Raw genomic sequence first — 20,393 nt, forward strand, 5'->3', positions numbered from 1 at the left:
AACGATAATCCGGGCCTCTGGTGATAGGAGAGTTAGTAATGAGCCGTAGTGTCAATACCTGGATCCTCACCGCCCAGTGCCCGAGCCAGCTCGGCACCGTGGACGTGGTCACGCGCTTTCTCAAGGAGCGCCGCTGCTATATCACCGAGCAGCACTCCTTCGACGACCGCCTGAGCGGGCGCTTCTTTATCCGCACGGAGTTTCGTCCCGAGGCGGACGGGTTCGATCAGGCGGCTTTCGAGGCCGAGTTCGCGGGTCGGGCCGCCGAGTTCGACATGCTCTTCGAGCTCACCCCCCCGGGCACCCGCATGCCGGTGGTGATCATGGTCTCCAAGGCCGATCACTGCCTCAACGATCTGCTCTATCGCTACCGTATCGGCCAGCTGCCCATCGACATTCGCGCCATCGTCTCCAACCACCCGGACCTGGCGCCCCTGGCGGAGTGGCACGACATCCCTTATCACCACTTCCCGATCACCGCCGACACCAAGCCCGAGCAGGAGGCGCAGGTGTGGGCGGTGGTCGAGGAGACCGGCGCCGAGCTGGTGATACTGGCCCGCTACATGCAGGTGCTCTCCAGCGAGATGTGCGAGAAGCTCAGCGGCCGCGCGATCAACATTCACCACTCCCTGCTGCCGGGTTTCAAGGGCGCCAAGCCCTACCACCAGGCCTATGAGAAGGGCGTGAAGCTGGTCGGCGCCACCGCCCACTACATTAACGACGACCTGGACGAAGGGCCGATCATCACCCAGGGGATCGAGCCCGTGAGCCACGCCGACTATCCGGAGGACCTCGTGGCCAAGGGGCGCGATATCGAGTGTCTCACCCTGGCCCGGGCCGTGGCCCTGCACGTGGAGCGCCGCGTCTTCCTCCACGCCAGGCGCACCGTGGTCTTCGAGCGGTAGATCGGGCGGCGAGCTGTCTCGGCATGGGGCTGATGCAAGGACCAGAGTCGAAATAACGCTGAAAGCCGCGTTCCTCGTCGGGCTGGCAATCTTGACTAAGGTGTGGGAAAAACGACGCCAAGGGCGAGAGCCCATCAAACGCTTGAACGAGGAACAACAAGATGCTCAAGAAGACCGTACTGGCCAGCGCCGTGATTGGTGCCATGCTGGCCTCCGCCGCTCATGCCGAGACCCTGCGCTGGACCCGCTCCGCGGACAGCCTGACCATGGACCCCCACTCCCAGAACGAGGGGCCGACCCACTCGGTCAACCACCAGATCTTCGACACTCTCATCTATCAGGACATGGACGTAGCCTACCAGCCGGGCCTGGCCACCGACTGGTATGTTCACCCGGACGACCCCAAGATCTGGGTGTTCGAGATCCGCGAGGGCGTGACCTTCCACGAGGGGCAGTCGTTGACCGCCGACGACGTGGTCTTCTCCCTCAACCGCGCCCGCCACGAGCACGCCGACATGCGCGGCCTGCTCACCTCCATCGCTGAGGTGCGCGCTGCCGACGACTACACCGTGCACGTGGAGACCCACGACCCCAATCCGCTGCTGCCCAACAACCTCACCAACCTGTTCATCATGAGCCGTGAGTGGGCCGAGGAGCACGGCGTCGAGGATCCGCAGAACTACGCCGCCGGGGAAGAGACCTATGCGGTGCGCAACGCCAACGGCACCGGCCCCTTCCGGGTCGAGAGCCGCGAGCCGGACGTGCGCACCGTCTTCGTGCGCAACGACGACTACTGGGGCATCGATCACTACCCGATGGAGATCACGCGGCTGGTGTTCACCCCCATCGAATCGTCGGCCACTCGGGTGGCGGCGCTGCTCTCCGGTGAGGTCGACCTGCTCCAGGAGACCCCGGTACAGGACATCGAGCGTTTGGCCAACGCCCCGGGTCTGAAGAACGAGCAGGGCGCCGAGAACCGCACCATCTTCCTGGGCATGGACCTGGCCTCGGCCACGCTAGAGACCGTCGACACCGACGACAATCCCTTCGCCGACCGCCGCGTGCGCGAGGCGATCAACCTGGCGGTGGATGCCAACACCATTCAGACCGCGGTGATGCGCGGCAACTCCGAACCCGCCGGGATGATCGCGCCGCCCTTCGTCAACGGCTACAGCGAGGAGATGGATGTGGTGCTGCCGGCTGATGTGGGCCGCGCCCAGCAGCTGATGGAAGAGGCCGGCTACGGCGACGGTTTCCGCGTCACCCTGCAGTGCCCCAACGACCGCTACGTCAACGACGAGCAGATCTGCCAGGCGGTGGTCAGCATGCTGGCGCGCATCGGCATCACCGTGGACCTGGTGGCCCAGACCCGCTCGCTGCACTTCGCGGAGCTGGCCCGCGGCGAGTATGACTTCTACATGCTCGGCTGGGGCGTGCCCACCATGGACTCGGAGTACGTCTTCAACTACCTCTACCACACCAAGGAGGAGGATCGCGGCACCTGGAACTTCACCGGCTACAGCGATGAGCGGGTCGACGAGCTGACCGTGGCCATGGGCCAGGAGACCGACGAGGCGGCGCGCAACGAGATGATCGCGGAAGCCTGGCAGATCGTGCATGACGAGATCGTCTACATCCCGATCCACCATCAGATGCTGACCTGGTCGATGCGCGACGATATCGACTTCCAGGTGCAGAGCGAGAACACGCCGCACTTCAAATATCTGAAGTTCAACCAGTAAGTCTCTCGAGGCACGACCCCTGGCCGCCACAAGCGGCCAGGGGCATCGTCGTTATTTGGTGATCCCATGCTAGCGTTTCTGATCCAGCGCGTGCTGCAGGCCATCTTCGTGATGTTCGTGGTCGCGCTTATCGCCTTCTCGCTGTTCCACTACGTCGGCGACCCGGTGCTCAACATGCTCGGGCAGGAGGCCACCGAGGCCGACCGCGCCGCGCTGCGGGCCCAGCTCGGTCTCGACCAGCCGGTGGTGGTGCAGTTCTGGAATTTCATCGTCAATGCCGCCCAGTTCGAATTCGGCATTTCCTACCGCTCGGCGCGCCCGGTGACCGATCTCATCATGGAGCGACTGCCGGCGACCCTGGAGCTGGCCATCATCTCGGCGATCTTCGCCGTGGTCATGGGCATCGGCCTGGGGATCTATACCGCCCTGCGTCGCCGCAGCTGGCTGTCGAAGTTCATCATGACCACCTCGCTGATCGGCGTCTCGCTGCCGACCTTCCTGATCGGGGTGCTGCTGATCTACCTGTTTGCCGTGGAGCTGGGCTGGCTGCCGGCCTTCGGTCGCGGGCAAACGGTGCGCCTGGGAGAGTGGTGGACCACCGGGCTGCTCACCGCCAGCGGGCTGCGCTCGCTGATCCTTCCGGCGATCACTCTGGGGCTCTTCCAGCTGACGCTGATCATGCGCCTGGTGCGCGCCGAGATGCTCGAGGTGCTCAGCACCGACTACATCAAGTTCGCCCGGGCCCGCGGGCTCTCCAAGCGGGTGGTCAACCTGCGTCATGCGCTGAAGAACACCATGATCCCGGTGATCACCATCATCGGCCTTCAGCTTGGCACCATCATCGCCTTCGCCATCATCACCGAAACGGTCTTCCAGTGGCCAGGGGTAGGGGCGCTGTTCATTACCGCGGTGCGCTTCGTCGATATCCCGGTCATGGCCGCCTATCTGATGATGATCGGTCTGGTGTTCGTGGTCATCAACCTGGTGGTGGACCTGCTCTACTACGCCGTGGATCCACGCCTGCGCGCGCAGGGAGGTGGCAAATGAGCCAGCAACCGAAACCGACGCCGGAGGCGCCCATCTTACCGCCCAAGCCGAGCAAGTGGCGCACTTTCCTGGAGAGCGACATCGTCTACTCCTGGAAGCGCCAGCCGGTGGTCATTCTGGCTACCCTGGTGACTCTGATCATGTTCGCCGGGGCGCTCTTTGCCCCCTGGATCGCGCCGCAGAATCCCTTCGATCCGCGGGAGCTGGAACTGATCGACGCCTTCAGCGCGCCCCTGACGACCTCGGAGTTCACCGGCAACTTCTATCTGCTGGGCAGCGACAGCCAGGGGCGCGACGTCTTCTCGGCGATTCTCTACGGCTCGCGCATCTCGCTGCTGGTGGGCTTCGCCGCGGTGCTCTTCGCCCTGGTGCTGGGCACCGCGCTCGGCCTGATGGCGGGCTTCCGCGGCGGCTGGCGCGATGCCCTGATCATGCGCATCGCCGATGTCCAGCTCACCTTCCCGTCGATCCTGATGGCGCTGCTGATCTTCGGCGTGATCCGCGGCTTCCTTCCGCGGTCGATGCACGCCGAGGTGGCGATCATCGTGCTGATCATCGCCATCGGCCTCTCCGACTGGGTGCAGTACGCCCGGGCGGTGCGCGGGGCCACCATGGTCGAGAAGGGCAAGGAGTACGTGCAGGCGGCGCGGGTCATCGGCCTGCCGGCGCCCAAGATCCTGTTCCAGCACATCCTGCCCAACGTGATGCGTCCGGTGCTGGTGATCGGCACCATCGGCCTGGCGTTGGCCATCATCGCCGAGGCCACGCTGTCGTTCCTGGGGGTCGGCATGCCGGCCACCCAGCCGAGCCTGGGCACCCTTATCCGGGTCGGCCAGGACTACATGTTCTCGGGAGAGTGGTGGATCCTGCTCTTCCCCGGGGTGGCGCTGCTGATGCTGGCGCTCTCCGTCAATCTGCTGGGAGACTGGTTGCGTGATGTCCTCAACCCCAAGCTCCGATAATCCACGCCCCGCGCCCCAGGCCAGGGGCGAACAGGGTGAGACGCCGGTCCTTAGCGTGCGGCATCTGCGGGTGGAGTTTCCCACCCGCCACGGCACCCTGGTGGCGCTCGACGACGTCTCCTTCGATATCGCCCCGGGGGAGGTCCTCGGCGTGGTGGGCGAGTCCGGTGCGGGCAAGTCGATGACCGGCAATGCGGTGATTCAGCTGCTCGAGCCGCCCGGTCGTATCGCCGACGGCGAGGTGCACCTGGGTGGCAAGCGTATCGATAACCTGCCGGAAGAGCAGTTCGTGCCGCTGCGCGGCCGCCATATCGGGATGATCTTCCAGGATCCGCTGACCAGCCTCAATCCGCTCTTCTCGATCGGCGATCAGCTGGTGGAGACCATTCGCGCCCATCTGCCGATGAACGAGAAGCAGGCCCGGGAGCGGGCCCTGGAGCTGCTGCGCGAGGTGGGCATTCCGGCGCCGGAGACGCGCCTTGCCGCCTATCCCCACCAGTTCTCGGGGGGCATGCGCCAGCGGGTGGTGATTGCCCTGGCGCTGGCCGCCGAGCCGGAGTTCATCATTGCCGACGAACCCACCACGGCGCTGGACGTGTCGGTGCAGGCGCAGATCCTGGCGCTGCTCAAGCGCCTCTGTGCCGAGCACGGCACCGCGGTGATGCTGGTCACCCACGACATGGGGGTGATCGCCGAGACCGCCGACCGGGTGGCGGTGATGTATGCCGGGCGACTCATCGAGATCGGGCCGGTGGACGAGGTGATCCGCCACCCTCAGCACCCCTACACCGAGGGGCTGATGGCCTCGATCCCCGGCATCGAGAAGAGTCTCGATAGGCTCTACCAGATCGAGGGGGCCATGCCGCGGCTGGCGGCGATTCCCGAGGGCTGCGCCTTCAACCCGCGCTGCCCCCATGCCCAGGAGCGCTGCCGGCGCGAGCGTCCGGACCTGATGCCGGCCGGGGCCGGCCAGGCGGCCTGCTGGCTGCACGACCCGGACGATCCGCTGCCGCCGCGGTCAGCGGCAACAGTCGCAGGAGAGGAGGTGAGCCATGTGCGCTGATACCGCAGTGAAGAAGACGGCGGCGTCGGGTGACACCCTGCTGGAAGCCCATGACCTGGCGCGTCACTTCGATGTCTCCAAGCCCTGGCTCAACCGGGTGCTGGAGCGCAGCGAGAAGCTGACCCTCAAGGCGGTGGACGGGGTGAGCTTCGCCATCCGCCGCGGCGAGACCCTGGCGCTGGTGGGCGAGTCGGGCTGTGGCAAGTCCACGGTGGCCCGGCTGGTGGTGGGGCTCTACGGCCTGACTCGTGGCAAGCTGGTGTTCGACGGCGAGGAGATCAGCGACCTGGCGAGCCGCACCGGGCGCCAGGCCGCGGCGGTGCGCAGGCGCTTCCAGATGATCTTCCAGGACCCCTACGCCAGCCTTAACCCGCTGTGGCGGGTGGGCACCATCATCGGCGAGCCGCTGCGGGTCTTCCGCCCCGAGCTCGGCGCCACCGAGCGCCGCCGGAGAGTGGGCGAGCTGCTTGAGCAGGTGGGCATGTCGGCGCCCGACGCCAACCGCTACCCTCACGAGTTCTCCGGCGGCCAGCGTCAGCGCATCTCGATTGCCCGAGCGCTGGCCAACGAGCCGGAGTTCATGATCTGCGACGAGCCCACCTCGGCGCTGGACGTGTCGGTGCAGGCGCAGATCCTCAACCTGATGCGTGACCTGCAGGATCAGTATGGGCTGACCTACCTGTTCATCAGCCATGACATGGCGGTGGTCAAGCACATGGCCGATCGCATCGCGGTGATGTACCTGGGGCGCATCGCCGAGATCGCCCCCGCCGAGCAGCTCTTTGCCACGCCGCACCACCCCTACTCGAAGATGCTGCTGGCCGCGGTGCCGTCCCTGGAGGGCGCGGGCAAGGAGCGCACCATGATCGAAGGCGAGGTGCCCAACCCGGTGCATCCTCCCTCGGGCTGCGCCTTCCATCCGCGTTGCCCCCATGCCAACGAGCGCTGTCAGCGGGAAGTGCCGCAGCTGATTGCCAGAAGCGACGGCAGCGAAGTGGCCTGTCACGGCGTCAAGGAGGGGCGCATCGAGTGAACGGACGGCGCTGATGCTGGAGTGGCTCTCACCGCTGTCGGGCGGAATCAACCTGGGGCTGGTGGCGCTGTCCGCCTTCACCTCGATGATCTCCGCCGCCGCAGGCATCGGTGGGGGCTCCCTGCTGATCATGACCATGGCGCAGGTGATGCCCGCGACGGCGCTGATCCCGGTGCACGGCATGGTCCAGCTGGGCTCCAACGGCGGCCGAGCGCTGATGACCTGGCGCCACCTGGATCGCGGCCTGCTGGCCGCCTTCCTGCCCGGCGTGGTGCTGGGCGCCCTGGCCGCCGCCTGGCTGCTGGTGCGCCTGCCGCCCGGGGTGCTGGAGCTGTGTATCGCCGCCTTCGTGCTCTACGCCTGCTGGGGGCCGGGTTGGCCGCGGGCGCTGCTGGGGCGCGCCGGCACCCTGCTGGCCGGGGGGCTCACTACGTTCCTCTCCAGCCTGGTAGGGGCCACAGGCCCACTGGTGGCCGCGGTGATCCAGCAGCACTTCGCGGCGCGCCTGCCGCGGGTGGCTACCTTCGCCGCCTGCATGAGCGCCCAGCATCTCACCAAAGCCTTCGTGTTCGGCGTGGCTGGATTCGTGTTCCGCGACTGGCTGGGGCTGATGCTGGCGATGGTGGCGGTGGGCTTCGCCGGCACCTGGCTGGGCCTGCGGCTGCTGCATCGGCTCAGCGATCATCGCTTCGATGCCATCTTCAAGTGGGTTCTCACCCTTCTCGCCCTGCGCCTGATCTGGCTGGGCGGGGAGCGGCTGGAGATACTCGGCGGGTGATGTGGTTCGCTCAGGCGGTTGCCCAGCACGCCGAATAATGAGGGGTTACCGTGAGGCTGTCACCCTCTTGCTGGACCCGGATGGGCACCCCATAGAGCTCACTCAGGCGTGGGCCGGTCAAGATCGCCCGTGGGCAGCCGTCGGCGACGGCCCGTCCGCGCTTGAGCAGCACGATGCGCTGGGCCACGCTGGCGGCCAGGCTGATATCGTGGAGTATGGCCAGAACGCCGACCCCTTGCGCGGCGGCGTTTCGGGCCGCCTTGAGTACCGTGATCTGATGCTGCAGGTCGAGGCTGGCGGTAGGCTCATCGATGAGCAGATAGCGCCCACCGCCGAGCCGCTGACCGGCCCACAGTTGCGCCATGACTCTGGCCATGTGGGTGCGATGCTGCTCGCCGCCGGAGAGCCGGGCTATCGGGCGCTGTCTTAGTGCCTCCAGGTCGAGCCGTCGCAGTGCCCGGTCGGTGATCGCGGTGACCTCATGACTCGTCAGCTCCTGCGGAATGCCAAGCTGCACCAGCGTTTCGACGCTGAACGGGGCAATGACTCTCGGCGTCTGCTCCAGCACGGCACGCTGCATCGCCAGCTCGAAGGCGCTGAGTGCGCTGGGGCAACGGGCGTCCATGCGCACTTCGCCAGTTCCCTGCTCGGCGCCGCTGAGACAGTGCATCAGCGTGGATTTGCCGGCGCCATTGGGTCCCAGCACCGCCACGAACTCACCGGGGCGTAGTTGCAGGTCGATGTTGTCGAGCAGCCGCTTGCCGCCCTTTACCAGGGTTAAGGCTTTGGCTTCAAGCATGTGAAAGGCTCCTGGAGCGTCGCGTCAACAGCCAGAGGAAGAAGGGCCCGCCGATCAGGCTGGTGGCGATGCCGATGGGGGGCTCCTGAGGCGGAATCGTCAGGCGCACGGCAAGGTCGGCGCCCAGCACCAGGCTGACACCCAGCAGGGCGGCCGCCGGCAGCACCCAGCGGTGGCCATGGCCGATCAGTAGCCGTGCCAGGTGGGGGGCGACCAGGCCGATGAAGCCGATGGGGCCGGCGGCCGCGGTGACCGCGCCGACGCACAGTGCGGCGGCCAAGGCCAGGCGGCGCTTGCTGCGTTCCACATCCAGCCCGGCGTGAAAGGCCTGCCGCTCTCCCAGCTGAAACAGGTCCAGCCCACGCGCTTGGCACCAGAAGACCGGGGTCATCGCCAGGGTGATGCCCAGCGCCATCAATACGACCGGCCAGCCGGCGTGACCCAGTCCCCCCATGGTCCAGAAGGTGAGATCGCGCAGCGCCTGGTCGTCGGCGATATACACCAGTACGCCCAGCAGGGCGCCGGCGATGGTATTGATGGCAATGCCGATCAGGATCAGCATGGCCACGGAGGTTTCGCCCCCGCAGCGGGAGAGTGTGAACACGCATGCCATGGCAACCGTGCTGCCGATAAACGCCGCCAGCGGCAGCAGCGCACCCTGAGCTAGCGCAGGCAGCTCCGGGGCTACTAGCCCGCCGAGCACGATCGCGCTGACGGCCCCGATCGAGGCCCCCGCCGTGATGCCGATCAGGCCGGGGTCGGCGAGCGGATTTCTCAGCATCCCCTGCAGCGCGGTGCCGGAGAGAGCAAGAGCCATGCCCACCGCCAGGCCCAGGGTCAGCCTGGGCAGACGAATCTGCCAGAGAATGCTGGCGTCCAGCGGCTCCCCTTGGCCGGCGAGTGCCGCCCATAGCCGGGTGCCGTCGATCGGTACGGGACCGAGCATCAGCTCGGCCAGCGCCAGGGCGAGTGCCAGCGCGCCGAGCCCCGCCAGTATCAGCGGCTGGCGGGAAGCCGTTGACCGCAGAATGCCTCTGCGCAGGATCGTCGCGCTCACGGTGAAGCTTCCCTAGCCGTGCTCATGGCGCCAGCGAGCGCTTCGTGTAGTGTGCGGATGGCGTGGGGGGTACGAGGACCGTAGCCGAGTAGCAGCATGCCCTCCATGGAGATAAGACGGCCCTGCTGGCCGGCAGGCGTCTCTCCGAGGTCCGGCCGATTCAGAATCAACTCCGGTGACCGGCCGTCGAGCTGCTCCTCCATCATCAGCACGATATCGGGCTGCAGGGAAATCACCGACTCCATGGACAAGGGACGATAGCCGGCAATGCCGCCAGTCACCGGCTGGCCTCCTGCCATCCGGATCATCGCCTCGGCCACGGTATCCTCCCCCCCGATAATCATCGGCCCGCTGTCCGCTGAAAGCACGAACAGGACCCGGGGGGGCTGGGGAGCGATCTCGATACGCCGTTGCACCTTGGTGAACTCCGACATGAAGCGGCTTGCCAGGCGGTCGGCTTCGTTTTCTCGACCCAGTGCCTCGCCGACAAAGCGAATCTTGGCGGTAACGTCTTCGGCTGCTTCGCCCTGGGGGGCCGGTGCCTGATGGACGGCAACGCCGGCGGCGAGTAGCCGCTTCAGGGTGGCATCGGGGCCGGCGAAGTGGCTAGCCAGCACCATCTCGGGGCGCAGCGAGAGCACGCCTTCCGGAGAGAGCGTGCGCACGTAGCCGATGCTGGGCAGCGTCTCGAGGGTGGCCGGGTAGGTGGCGGTGGTATCGACACCGACCACGCGGTGTCCCTCATCCAGGGCGAAGACAATCTCGGCGAGGTCGCCACCGGCAATGACGATGCGCTCGTCCGCATGGGCTGGCGTGAGGAATGCCCATGACAGGACCGCTATCAGAAGCGTCTGCAGCAGGCGCTGTTGGCTGGTCGAGTCGGCACCCTGGGCAGGGTAGGGCGGTAGCCGCCGTGGGTCGATGGACATGGTCACCTCCTGCATTAAACACTAAGAATTATCATTAGCGTTTGCCCCGTCAAGCCCCAAGCTCACCGGCGGCGCCACGGGAGGCCGGCGAGGGACAAGGATGTGATCCACATCATACAAAGAGTTATTATTTATTGCGAATCACTATCATTAAATTTTATATTCAAATTTTGGCCAGCGACATGAGAAGGAGTCCTCATGAACACGGGTAAGCATGCATGGCAGCGCAGGTTGATGATGGTGGCACTTGGCGCGCCCTTGGCATGGCAGTCGGCCGCTGCCGACGACGACACGGCCCGCCAAGCCCACGGGGTGCTGGATACCCTGGTCGTGCTGGGCACCGGGACGCAGACGCCGGTATTCGAGAGCCCCGCCTCAATCACGGCGCTCGAGGCCCATGAGCTGCGGCGCAATCCAACCTCCAGCGTGGCAGAGCTGCTGCGTGATGTCCCTGGGGTGAGGCTATTCGACGACGGTACGGCCGGCATGAAGCGCATCAGCATCCGCGGCGAGACGTCGCGCCGGGTCACCATCAAGATCGACGGCCATGCCCTGACCGATCATTCGCCCTATGGTACGCCGCTGCTGCTCGATCCCTCGATCATCGAGCGCATCGAAGTGGTGCGCGGGCCATCCTCCGTGCTTAGCGGCTCCAACGCCATCGGTGGGGTGGTCAACATCATTACGCGACGCGGCGGTGAGGCGCCGTTGGCGGGTAGCGTCAGCGCGACAGGCTATTCTGCCACTCGCGGCTATCAGGCCAGTGCCACTCTCCAGGGAGCGAGCGGGGGGGTGGACTGGCGGGTTACCGGCAGCCTGGCGGATGAAGGGGATCGACGCACGCCGGAGGGGACGCTCTCGCCTTCCGGCTTCGAGCAGGATCAGCTCTCGACCCACCTGGGATATCGCCATGATAACCACTACGTAGCGCTGAAGGCCGATCAGTATCGTCTCGAGGCCGACGTCTTCAACCCCCTGCCGCCCAACTTCGATGAGTTCTTCATTCGCCTGCCGCAGCGGGACCTGCGAAAGGTCGGCATCTTCTATGAGGGGGAAGAGCTGTCTCCTGCAATCAGCCACGTGGAGGCCAGTCTGTACCATCAGACGATCGATCGACGCTTCGAGAACCGCGCGGCAATGACCAGCGGCATGACAGTGGAAACCACCAGCGATGACCGCCAGACCACCTTTGGCAGCAACCTGCAGCTCGAACTGGCGCTGACCGAGCTGGGCGGCACCGTGGTGGGGGTCGAGTATGAGAACGATGCGCTGGACACCGACAAGACCTCGGATGTGTTCATGCCGTTTCCACCGCCGGGACAGCGCACCTTCTCCGCGACTACCGATGAGGCGCGTATCGAGACGCTGTCCGCCTATGCCCAACAGGCGTGGGAGCTGAACGACACCACGACGGCCTACTTCGGCGGGCGCGTCTATGCCGTCGAGGCAGAGCTCGAAGCGAGCAGCGACCAACCGCTCGAGCGCAACACCGATACGCAGGCGCTGGGCTCGATCGGGCTGGTCTACACACCGACGGACAGCTGGTCGCTGCGCGCGAACCTTTCGCAAGGCTACTCTTATCCCACGCTGCAGCAGCTCTTCCTCACCACGACGGCGGGCGGTCAGACCACCGTCGGCAATCCTGGGCTCGCGCCTGAAACGGCTGACACCCTGGAGCTGGGCGCCCGCTATCGCGATGCCGTGGTGACGCTGGATGCGACCCTCTTCCATACCCGGGCCGATGACTATATCGGTACCGAGGAGCAGGCCGGAAACGGAAACCGCCCCATCCGCCGCTACGTCAATATCCACCAGGCCACGACCACGGGGCTGGAGCTGTTCGGAGAGTATCGCCTTGCGTCGACCGACACTGCGTTCTACGTGAACGGCAGCCTGATGCGACGCCAGTTCGATTTCGGCGAGTCCCAAACCTATGACAGCGGCACGCCGCGGCTCTCGGGGCGGGTCGGGGTCCGGCAGGACTGGATGCTGACACCGACTACGCGGCTGGAAGGTGACCTGTTCCTGCGCGGTGAAAGCGAGGCGCGTCAGCGCAATGCAGCCGGGGAAGTGACTCAGCGCACTGCCGGCTACGGTACGCTCAATGCCTTCTTGGGTGTTCAGTATGCCGACCGCCTGGATGTAGGCCTGAGTCTCGAGAACCTGCTCGACAAGCGCTACCGCTCGTTCGGAGAGCTCACCGGTCAAGAGCGAAGTGTGGCCCTGACCACGACGCTGCACTTCTGAGGAGGGGGTTTCGGATGCGCTTGATCGCCTCGACTCGTGCGCCGCACCGAGTCCCCCCGGCACACCTGGAGGTGCCGCAGAAAGATGCCCGGCAGCCCAGGCTGAGCGTCGACCCGCTTACGGAAGCCTTCGCTTCGCGAGAGCCGCTGATGCCCTGGCGCGACAAGCGTCCGGTAGCCAGGGCCGAGGTGGCGGGGATCTGGCAACGTCTCGAGGAGGCCTCGCCGGCGCCGGGCAAGCGTCTGGCCTATGTGCATGTGCCCTTCTGCGCCAACCACTGCCTGTTCTGCGGCTTCTATCGTAACAAGTATCGTCCGGAAGATTCGGCACGTTTCGCCCGTGCAGTCATCGAGGAGGTACGCCGGGATGCCGAAACGCCACGCGTGGGGCAGGCCCCTATCCATGCGCTCTACCTGGGTGGGGGCACCCCCACGGCGCTGGAAACGCCGGATCTCGTGGCGCTGATCGAGACGCTGAGAGAGGCGCTTCCACTGGCGCCGGACTGTGAGCTCACCCTCGAGGGGCGCATCCTGCACTTCGATGATGAGAAGGTCGATGCCTGCCTTGATGCGGGCATCAATCGGATCTCCATCGGCGTGCAGAGCTTCGATACGCAGGTGCGTCAACAGCAGGGCAGGCGTGCCAGTGGTTCACAGGCGGAGCGCTTCATTGCCGATTTGATCGCTCGTGATCGAGCCGCCGTGGTCATCGACCTGATGTACGGCCTGCCGGACCAGGATCAGACAACCTGGGCGCGAGATATCGAGACGGCGCTTGCCCTGGGCTCGGATGGACTGGATGCCTATTGTCTGGCCATGTTTCCCGGGACGCCGCTTTATCAGGCGGTGGCCAAGGGGAAGGTGAAGCCCCCCGTGACGCTGGCCGAGCAGGGACGCATGTATGCCCAGGCCTGCGAGCGGCTGGGCGGAGCAGGGTGGCATCAGGTGAGCAATAGCCACTGGGCGCGAAATACCCGTGAACGCAATCTCTACAATCTCTTGATCAAGCGCGGTGCCGAGACCCTGGCATTTGGCTCGGGGGCCGGAGGAAGCCTTGGACGTTTCAGCTACAGCGTCGACCCCGACCTTCAGGCCTACCTCAAGGCAAACGGCGAGGGGCGCAAACCGCTCTCCGGCATGTTGGAAGCGGATGCGCTGCAGCCCCAGCGTGACTGGGTGGCCGGCAGCCTCGAGACGGCGCGTCTGGACATGGCCGAGCTACGGCGGCGCTGGCCGAGCCTGGAAGCCTTGGCCCCTCAGTTGGAGGGGCTGGTGCACCACTGGGAGTCGGCGGGGCTGGCGTATTGCCGCAACGAGGTGGTGAGGCTCACCACGGCGGGGCGATTCTGGAGTACCAACCTGATTGCCGGATTCAACCGGCAGCTTGCCGCCGGCGGCGCTGCGCCGACTGAGTCGGCGAGCGACCTCTGTATCGATGACATTCAACCGAAATGAGGAGAGATCCATGACCACAGCCCTGCAACCCGGCAAGACCGAGCGTATCGAGGCGCTGCGCCGACAGCTGGCGGAGAATCATGATGGCATCCTGGAAGGCATCGCCGTGCAGCATGAGCTGACGCTGCTGGATGTGGTGCGCTGCCTTCCCGATGAGTGCTGGGTTCGCGCAGACGGTGAGCATTTCGTCAGCGCCATGCAAGATATGGCCGACTGGGGAGATGTCATCACCATCGTGCATACCGAGGGGGTGATCCTCGAGTTTTCCGGCCCGCTGCCCGGTGGCGAGCTGGGCCGCGGATTCTACAACCTCAAGGGCGGTTTGGGCCTGAGCGGCCACCTCAAGCCCGACCGCTGCAGCGACATCATCTTTCTCAAGCGTCCTTTCATGGGCACGCGAACGGCCTCGGTGCAGTTTTTCAGCGCCGACGGTAACAGTATGTTCAAGGTCTATGTCGGCCGTGATGCCGCACGTCAGCTGCGCAGCGAACAGCTGGAGCGCTTCGACGCCTTGGCGCAGCGTCTGTCCCGGTCGGAACGCATCCCGGCATGAGTGCGGCGCTGATCTTTGGGGGAGCGCGCGGCACAGGCCTGGAGGTGGCACGAATCCTGCGCGAGCGTGGCCAGCGGGTGGTCGCCCTCGTGCGCCCCACCAGCGATCCGGCGGCCCTGGCGTCACTGGGCGTCGAATGCGTCACAGGCGACGCGCTGTGTGAGGAGGATGTGCGCACCGCCTTTGCCACCCTCGGCGAGGGCGGCGTGGTGATCTCCATGCTGGCTGGGCGTACCCCCGATGGAGACGTCACCGATGAAGCGGGGAGTCGTCGGGTCTTCGACGTGGCCATGGATTTCACCCCACAGCGGTGTGTGTTGGTGACGGCCATTGGCTGCGGTGAAATGGCGCCTTATCGCTCACCGCGTGCCGTCGAGGCCTTCGGGCATGTCGTGGATGCCAAGACCCGGGCCGAAGACCACCTGCGAGGCAGCGGGCTGCCGTTCACCATCCTGCGACCCGGCGGGCTCAAGAGCGAGCCCGCCACTGGAAAGGGCATCCTGAGCAGAGACCCTGCCATGCATGGCTTCATTCACCGGGTTGACCTGGCCATGCTGGTGGCCGACCTGCTGGACGACCCGGCGACCCTGAGCGGAGTCTATGCGGCTGTCGATCTCGACCAGGCCCGCTGCGACAACCCCATTGAGCCGGTGAAGCTTGCCACCTGACGCCCGCGAGCGTCTCCCCCATAGCCGTTATGAAAAAGCCCCGGCCGAGGCCGGGGCAAAGACGATCGTGCTAGCAAAAGCGTTTGGTCGGACTGATGCCTAGAACTCATAGGTGGCGGAGAGCCACAGGCTGCGGCCGTCCAGGGCGACGCCGTCTGTGGCGCGTCCGGTCTGGGTATAACGCTGAGCCTGGTAGGTGTCGCCCTGCCACTCGTAGCTGTCCGACTTGCCGAAATCCTTATCGAGCAGGTTGTAAACGGTGCCGGTCAGGCGTAGCTGGTCGGTGAACCGATAGTGGGTGCGCAGATGGAACAGCTCGTAGCCATCCAGCTTGTTGCCGACCTGCTCATACATTGCCAGGTTTTGTCCGCTCTCCGGTATGCCGTCGGTGAATCGCTCCCGTGAGGAGTAATACTCACCTTCGAGGGTGGCGTTGAGCCTGTCCGTCACGTCCCAGCCCAGGCTGGCGGTGAGCTTGTGCTTGGGTGTATTGGTGAGCAATAGCCCTTCTTGCTCGCCGGAGGTGATCTCGGTATCGGTGAAGGTATAGCCGCCGCTCACTTCCCAGGCGGGGGTGATGCGATAGCGCGCCTCCAGCTCGACGCCCCGCGTGTCTGCCTTGTCGATGTTGATCTGCTGGGAGAAGCCGGTCTGCTGGGAGAAGTTGCCTACGCTGATGCAGCCGGGGACATTGCCGTCCGGATGCAGGCAGTTGGGAATTTCCGCGCCTGTGGCAATGCGGTCGGTGAAGCGATTGTAGAATGCTGTACCGCTGACCGAGAGCCCGTCCAGGCTGTCATAGATCGCGCCGAGCTCGTAGTTGGTGCTCTTTTCCGGCTCCAGGTCGGGAGAGCCGATGGACACGCTCTGGCCCTGATTGCCGAAGCCGGTGATACCGTCATGCAGCTGATTGAGCGTTGGCGTTTTGTAGCCCCGGCTAACCCCGCCCTTGAGGGTCCACTGGTCGGTGGTGTTCCACACCAGATAGCCGCGTGGGCTGAAGTGGCCGCCGAAGGCGTCGTGGTGCTCGTAGCGCCCGCCGAGGGTCAGCGCCAGGTCCTCACGGAGCCACCATTCATCCTCGGCGAACAGTGCCCAGCTCTGCTGCTCGAAGGTCTGGTCCCCGGCCGCGCCATCCTCGAGACGGGCATCGATGTACTGTCCGCCTACCGTCACCATATGGCGATCGACCGGCAGGGTGAACTTGGTATCGAAGACGATATCGCGGTTCTCCAGCAGGCGCGGCTCGCCGCCCTGAGCCTCGTAGCCATAGGCCGGGGCGCTGCCTGCCGGCAAGGTGCGGCCAAGGGTTTCGGTCGTATTGTGGGTGAGGCTGCTTTCCAGGGTCCCGGTGGCGAGTCGGCTGGTATGGCCGATGGCCAGCTGGTCGCGATTGAAGCGTAGCTCGTCCTCGTAGCCCCAGAACTGCCCTGGCTCCGGCTCGCAGGTCGCCCGGCTGGTGCCGTCCAGGGTGCCGAGCCGGCAGTCGTCGTTGGAGTAAGTCTGGCGCGCACGCTCGGCATCCAGCCAGACCGAGTGGCTGTCGTCGGCTCGCAGCGTCAGTCGTCCACCGAGCGAGTAGATGCGGCCCTCTACGGGCCGCGGGTCGCGTCCGACGCTGTCGGGAATCAGGCGCTCGGAGGCGTCGCGGTCGAACAGCCGGCCACGCAGCTGCAGCCCCAGCAAGTCGTCGACCAGCGGGCCTGAGGTGTAGAGGTTGAGACCCTGGGTGTTCCCTGCGTCCCGGTCCTGCTGGAAGGTCGTGTCGAGGGTGAGGCTGCCCGTCCAGGTGTCGCTGACGGGGCGGGTGATGATGTTGATGACCCCGCCCATGGCGTCGGAACCGTACAGCGTGGACATGGGGCCGCGAATCACCTCGATGCGCTCGATGGCCGAGAGCGGCGGCATGAAGCTGGTGGAGGTTTCCCCGAAGCCGTTGGGGGTGACGCTGCCGGAGGTGTTCTGGCGGCGGCCATCGATCAGGATCAGCGTATAGTCGCTGGGCATGCCACGAATGCTGATGTTCTTCCCGCCGGTCTTGCCGGTGCCGGCCCGCACGTCGACGCCCGGCACGTCGGCGAGCGCCTCGCCAATATTGGAGAAGCGCTTGCGCTCCAGCTCCTCTCGGGTGACCACCGAGATGCTGGCCGGGGCGTCTTGCAGGGCCTGTTCGAAGCCGGCGGCGGTTACCACGATGCTATCGAGCTGGGCGCTGTCCTGGGCGTGGGCGGTGAGGCTGGTGGCGGCGGCGATGGCCGCCGCCAGGGCGGTCGGGCGTGAACGGAACATGAGTCACCTGTGTTGATGATATTGATTATCAATCGCTCAGGCGATTCTAGTGCGCGAAATTCTTATTTCCAGGGATGGCAGGTGCAACGTTGCGTTGCGCAACCGACAACAGCTTGCGGAGACGTTCGGCGTGGGGGCGCACTCACGCAGGGACCGACAGACGCTGGGGGGATTGCCACTCTTGCGGCAACGACCGGCGCAGGTGGTCGAGCAGGGCCGAGACCTTGCGCGGCTGATGTCCGTAGGCATGCAGCAGGGTCACCGGTGCCGGCGGGGCCTGCCACTCGGGCAGGCAGGCCTGCAGCGACCCCGGGTGGGCGGCTTCGCGCTTGGCGGCCATCCAGTGGGGTATTACGCCGAGCCCATGGCCTCGGGCGATGGCATCGCCGTGCAGCATGTGCTGATCGACGCGAAAGCGGGAATCGGGCGGCTGAAAGCGATAGTCGCCAAGCTCGGGGTGATGCAGCGTCAGGCCATTCTCGGTTTCGCCCAGCAGGTCGATCCAGGCATGGCGGGAGAGTGCTTCGGGATGGTCGGGATGGCCATGCCGGGCAAGATAGTCGGGGTGGCCATAGAGCCCGCGTCCCAGCCAGGCCAGGGTTTCCTGGCGCAGCGCCGAGGGCGGCACTTCGCCCAGCCAAAGGCAAATGGAGGGGCTATCGGCGCAGCTCGGCGGGGCGTGGCAGGTCTGCAGCGTCAGGTGAATTCCCGGGTGCGTCTCCATGAAGGTGGCCAGCTGCGAGGCCAGCCAGCTGCGAGCCAGCGCGTTGTGCGTTTCGACCACCAGCTCGCCGCTGATTTCCAGGCGCAGCTCGTTCAGGGCCTGCTGCCCCTGATCGGCGAGTTCAAGAATTCTGAGGCAGTAGCCGTGAAACGTCAGGCCTGCCTCGGTGGGCAGCAGCCGGTTGGATTGGCGGCGCAGCAGGGGCTGGCCCAGCTGATGTTCCAGCTGGGCGATGCGACGGCTCAGCGTCGACTTGGCTACGCCGAGATGCTGGGCGCTGCGCGTCAGGCTGCCGGTCCGCATGACCTGGACGAAGGAGGTCAGCTCGTCGAGATCGTACATGGTGAGAACGGCCGTGGTGACGGAGGGTCCCCGAGAGTGTGCCACTTCCGCTTATAAAAATAAACGATTCTCGTTAATATCAAGGCCGGCCATTACCATCGCCTCACCGGGGGAGGGCGTCGACGCCAGGGCGGGGCCGCCTGAGCGGTGGAGGCGGGGCGGCGAGAAGGGTTGAATCGTTCAACGTTTCTGGTATGTGGGGTATTTTCCCAGCTTTTCGGGCTGTAAAGCCGGCGATTAATGGCCATACTGCAGCTAGCAAGCCTGTCGGATTTGACCGATCGTCGCGAGAAAGCCGGATTTCGAGACAAGTTTATCGATCTGATGAGGCGAATAACGCGCCATTTACCGAATCAGAGGCTGCTAGGCTTGCATGAGAAAAGCGGGCCGCAGGGGATACAACAAGGGAACCTAGAGGTGTCTGCCATGCACTCCTCCCACCGACATCGCCTCGGGGCGATTCTCTTTGTGCTGTTGGGCTGTTTGCTGCTGACGGTCAAGACGGCCCACGCCAACCCGCGCTACGCGGCGATCGTGATCGATGTGGAAAGCGGCGACGTGCTGCACTCGGCCAATGCCGATGCCACCCGCTACCCGGCGTCGCTGACTAAGATGATGACGCTCTATATGCTCTTCGAGGCCCTGGAAGATGGCAGCCTGCGGCTCGACCAGCCGCTGCCGGTCTCGTCCCGGGCCGCGGCCATGCCCGCCTCCAAACTGTGGCTCCAGGCCGGCAGCAGCATCAGCGTCGAGGATGCCATCCGCGCCCTGGTGGTGCGCTCCGCCAACGACGTGGCGGTGGTGGTCGCCGAGGCCCTGGGGGGGAGCGAGCGGCACTTCGCCGACATGATGACCCGCCGGGCTCGTGAGCTGGGCATGGGGGCTACCGTTTTTCGTAACGCCTCCGGGCTGCCCGACGGTCAGCAGGTCACCACGGCCCGCGACATGGCGACCCTGTCGATCCGCGTGATGCAGGACTTTCCCCAGCACTACCACTATTTCTCGACCCAGAGCTTCACCTACCGAGGTACCACTCATACCAGCCATAATCGGCTGGTGCGCAACTACCCCGGTGCCGATGGCCTGAAGACCGGTTTTATTCGCGCCTCCGGGTTCAACGTGGCGACCTCGGCGGTGCGCGACAATCGGCGCATCCTCTCGGTGGTGATGGGAGGCTTCACCGCCGCCTCGCGCGACGCCCATATGGCCGACCTGCTCGATCGTGGCTACGTGCGGCTCAACATGCTGCAGCGGGGCGACTGGATCGCCCAGGCGGACGTCTTCGGCGACCGCATGGAGCTGCCGCAACAGCCGTCGCCGCCGACGCCGGCCGTCCAGGTGGCCAGCGCCGAGCCGGCGTCATCGGTGTCGCTGAGCGCCGCCCTGCAGACTCGTCTCGCCGAGCCGAGCTCGGACGGCCGCTCCGATGCCGAGATGGGCTCCGCGGACGACCCGATACGCGACCTGATCGCCCGGGCCGATGCCTCGCCGCCGACGGGCGCCTGGGCCGTCCAGGTGGGCGCCTTCAGCAATGCCGACCAGGCCCGCAGCCTGGCGGCGCGCGCCGCCGAGCGGCTGGCCAGTCAGATGAACGGGGGGCGTGTCGCGGTGGCGCGTTCGGAAGGCGAGCAGAGCGTCTATCGTGCCCGCCTGGTGGAGCTGCAGGAGAGCGAAGCCTATAGCGCCTGCGATAGCCTGCGCGCCCAAGGCATGGACTGTATGGTGGTGGCCCACTACTGAGCCGGCCCCCGCCCCCGCCTGCACTGACGCCCCCACGCGGGGCGTCAGTCGTTGATGGGCG

The 20,393-nt window shown here is 65.8% G+C and carries 17 protein-coding genes; 12 read left to right on the top strand and 5 right to left on the bottom strand.

Annotated features, from left to right (window positions below; all coding sequences use genetic code 11):
• The first annotated feature begins 38 nt into the window (after positions 1 to 38).
• The 7 genes from purU to ACZIYR_RS01310 all read left to right on the top strand — a co-directional run bounded on the left by purU (position 39) and on the right by ACZIYR_RS01310 (position 7,530).
• Positions 39 to 905, top strand: coding sequence for a formyltetrahydrofolate deformylase (gene purU / locus ACZIYR_RS01280; protein ID WP_483527956.1), 867 nt, complete (start codon positions 39 to 41; stop codon positions 903 to 905).
• A 161-nt stretch (positions 906 to 1,066) separates the two neighbouring features.
• Positions 1,067 to 2,647 (top strand): ABC transporter substrate-binding protein, encoded by a 1,581-nt coding sequence (locus tag ACZIYR_RS01285; RefSeq protein ID WP_473032080.1) that lies wholly within the window; start codon positions 1,067 to 1,069, stop codon positions 2,645 to 2,647.
• A 66-nt stretch (positions 2,648 to 2,713) separates the two neighbouring features.
• A complete protein-coding gene (locus ACZIYR_RS01290) occupies positions 2,714 to 3,694 on the top strand; it encodes an ABC transporter permease (protein ID WP_473032081.1) in 981 nt (326 codons plus the stop codon).
• The gene (locus tag ACZIYR_RS01295) at positions 3,691 to 4,656 is read left to right on the top strand and encodes an ABC transporter permease (RefSeq protein WP_483527957.1); all 966 of its coding nucleotides are present in this window, start codon (positions 3,691 to 3,693) and stop codon (positions 4,654 to 4,656) included. Before ACZIYR_RS01290 ends, ACZIYR_RS01295 begins: the two co-directional genes overlap by 4 nt.
• Positions 4,631 to 5,719 (top strand): ABC transporter ATP-binding protein, encoded by a 1,089-nt coding sequence (locus ACZIYR_RS01300; protein WP_483527958.1) that lies wholly within the window; start codon positions 4,631 to 4,633, stop codon positions 5,717 to 5,719. Before ACZIYR_RS01295 ends, ACZIYR_RS01300 begins: the two co-directional genes overlap by 26 nt.
• The gene (locus ACZIYR_RS01305) at positions 5,709 to 6,752 is read left to right on the top strand and encodes an ABC transporter ATP-binding protein (protein ID WP_483527959.1); all 1,044 of its coding nucleotides are present in this window, start codon (positions 5,709 to 5,711) and stop codon (positions 6,750 to 6,752) included. The genes ACZIYR_RS01300 and ACZIYR_RS01305 overlap by 11 nt, the downstream gene beginning before the upstream one ends.
• A 13-nt stretch (positions 6,753 to 6,765) precedes the next feature.
• Positions 6,766 to 7,530 carry a sulfite exporter TauE/SafE family protein gene (locus ACZIYR_RS01310; protein WP_483527960.1) on the top strand — a complete coding sequence of 255 codons (765 nt, stop codon included), beginning with the start codon at positions 6,766 to 6,768 and terminating at the stop codon, positions 7,528 to 7,530.
• A gap of 10 nt (positions 7,531 to 7,540) precedes the next feature.
• Here the strand turns inward: ACZIYR_RS01310 and ACZIYR_RS01315 are convergent, their stop codons facing one another.
• The 3 genes from ACZIYR_RS01315 to ACZIYR_RS01325 are packed head-to-tail and all read right to left on the bottom strand — an operon-like array spanning position 7,541 to position 10,315.
• Entirely contained in the window at positions 7,541 to 8,329 is a 789-nt protein-coding gene (locus ACZIYR_RS01315; protein WP_483527961.1) for an ATP-binding cassette domain-containing protein, read from the bottom strand.
• Complete coding sequence (locus ACZIYR_RS01320) at positions 8,322 to 9,386, bottom strand: FecCD family ABC transporter permease (protein WP_483527962.1); 1,065 nt, start codon at positions 9,384 to 9,386, stop codon at positions 8,322 to 8,324. Before ACZIYR_RS01320 ends, ACZIYR_RS01315 begins: the two co-directional genes overlap by 8 nt.
• Positions 9,383 to 10,315 carry a heme/hemin ABC transporter substrate-binding protein gene (locus tag ACZIYR_RS01325; protein ID WP_483527963.1) on the bottom strand — a complete coding sequence of 311 codons (933 nt, stop codon included), beginning with the start codon at positions 10,313 to 10,315 and terminating at the stop codon, positions 9,383 to 9,385. Before ACZIYR_RS01325 ends, ACZIYR_RS01320 begins: the two co-directional genes overlap by 4 nt.
• Positions 10,316 to 10,513: 198 nt before the next feature.
• On the opposite strand from ACZIYR_RS01325, the gene ACZIYR_RS01330 reads away from it, so the two are divergent.
• The 4 genes from ACZIYR_RS01330 to ACZIYR_RS01345 are packed head-to-tail and all read left to right on the top strand — an operon-like array spanning position 10,514 to position 15,237.
• Positions 10,514 to 12,562: a TonB-dependent receptor plug domain-containing protein gene (locus ACZIYR_RS01330; RefSeq protein ID WP_483527964.1), complete on the top strand. Its 2,049-nt coding sequence runs from the start codon at positions 10,514 to 10,516 to the stop codon at positions 12,560 to 12,562.
• A gap of 14 nt (positions 12,563 to 12,576) precedes the next feature.
• Positions 12,577 to 14,016 carry a heme anaerobic degradation radical SAM methyltransferase ChuW/HutW gene (gene hutW / locus ACZIYR_RS01335; RefSeq protein WP_483527965.1) on the top strand — a complete coding sequence of 480 codons (1,440 nt, stop codon included), beginning with the start codon at positions 12,577 to 12,579 and terminating at the stop codon, positions 14,014 to 14,016.
• 10 nt (positions 14,017 to 14,026) lie between these two features.
• The gene (gene hutX / locus ACZIYR_RS01340; protein WP_473032094.1) at positions 14,027 to 14,569 is read left to right on the top strand and encodes a heme utilization cystosolic carrier protein HutX; all 543 of its coding nucleotides are present in this window, start codon (positions 14,027 to 14,029) and stop codon (positions 14,567 to 14,569) included.
• A complete protein-coding gene (locus tag ACZIYR_RS01345; protein ID WP_473032095.1) occupies positions 14,566 to 15,237 on the top strand; it encodes an NAD(P)H-binding protein in 672 nt (223 codons plus the stop codon). Before hutX ends, ACZIYR_RS01345 begins: the two co-directional genes overlap by 4 nt.
• A 99-nt stretch (positions 15,238 to 15,336) precedes the next feature.
• Here the strand turns inward: ACZIYR_RS01345 and ACZIYR_RS01350 are convergent, their stop codons facing one another.
• Together ACZIYR_RS01350 and ACZIYR_RS01355 are read right to left on the bottom strand one after the other, a co-directional pair.
• Complete coding sequence (locus tag ACZIYR_RS01350) at positions 15,337 to 17,526, bottom strand: TonB-dependent receptor domain-containing protein (RefSeq protein ID WP_483527966.1); 2,190 nt, start codon at positions 17,524 to 17,526, stop codon at positions 15,337 to 15,339.
• Between the two features lie 142 nt (positions 17,527 to 17,668).
• The gene (locus ACZIYR_RS01355) at positions 17,669 to 18,592 is read right to left on the bottom strand and encodes a LysR family transcriptional regulator (protein WP_483527967.1); all 924 of its coding nucleotides are present in this window, start codon (positions 18,590 to 18,592) and stop codon (positions 17,669 to 17,671) included.
• A gap of 426 nt (positions 18,593 to 19,018) precedes the next feature.
• Between ACZIYR_RS01355 and ACZIYR_RS01360 the strand changes: the two genes are divergently transcribed.
• Entirely contained in the window at positions 19,019 to 20,332 is a 1,314-nt protein-coding gene (locus ACZIYR_RS01360; RefSeq protein ID WP_473032099.1) for a serine hydrolase, read from the top strand.
• Positions 20,333 to 20,393: the final 61 nt, after the last annotated feature.

The sequence above is a fragment of the Billgrantia sp. NRB1 genome, assembly GCF_056921725.1.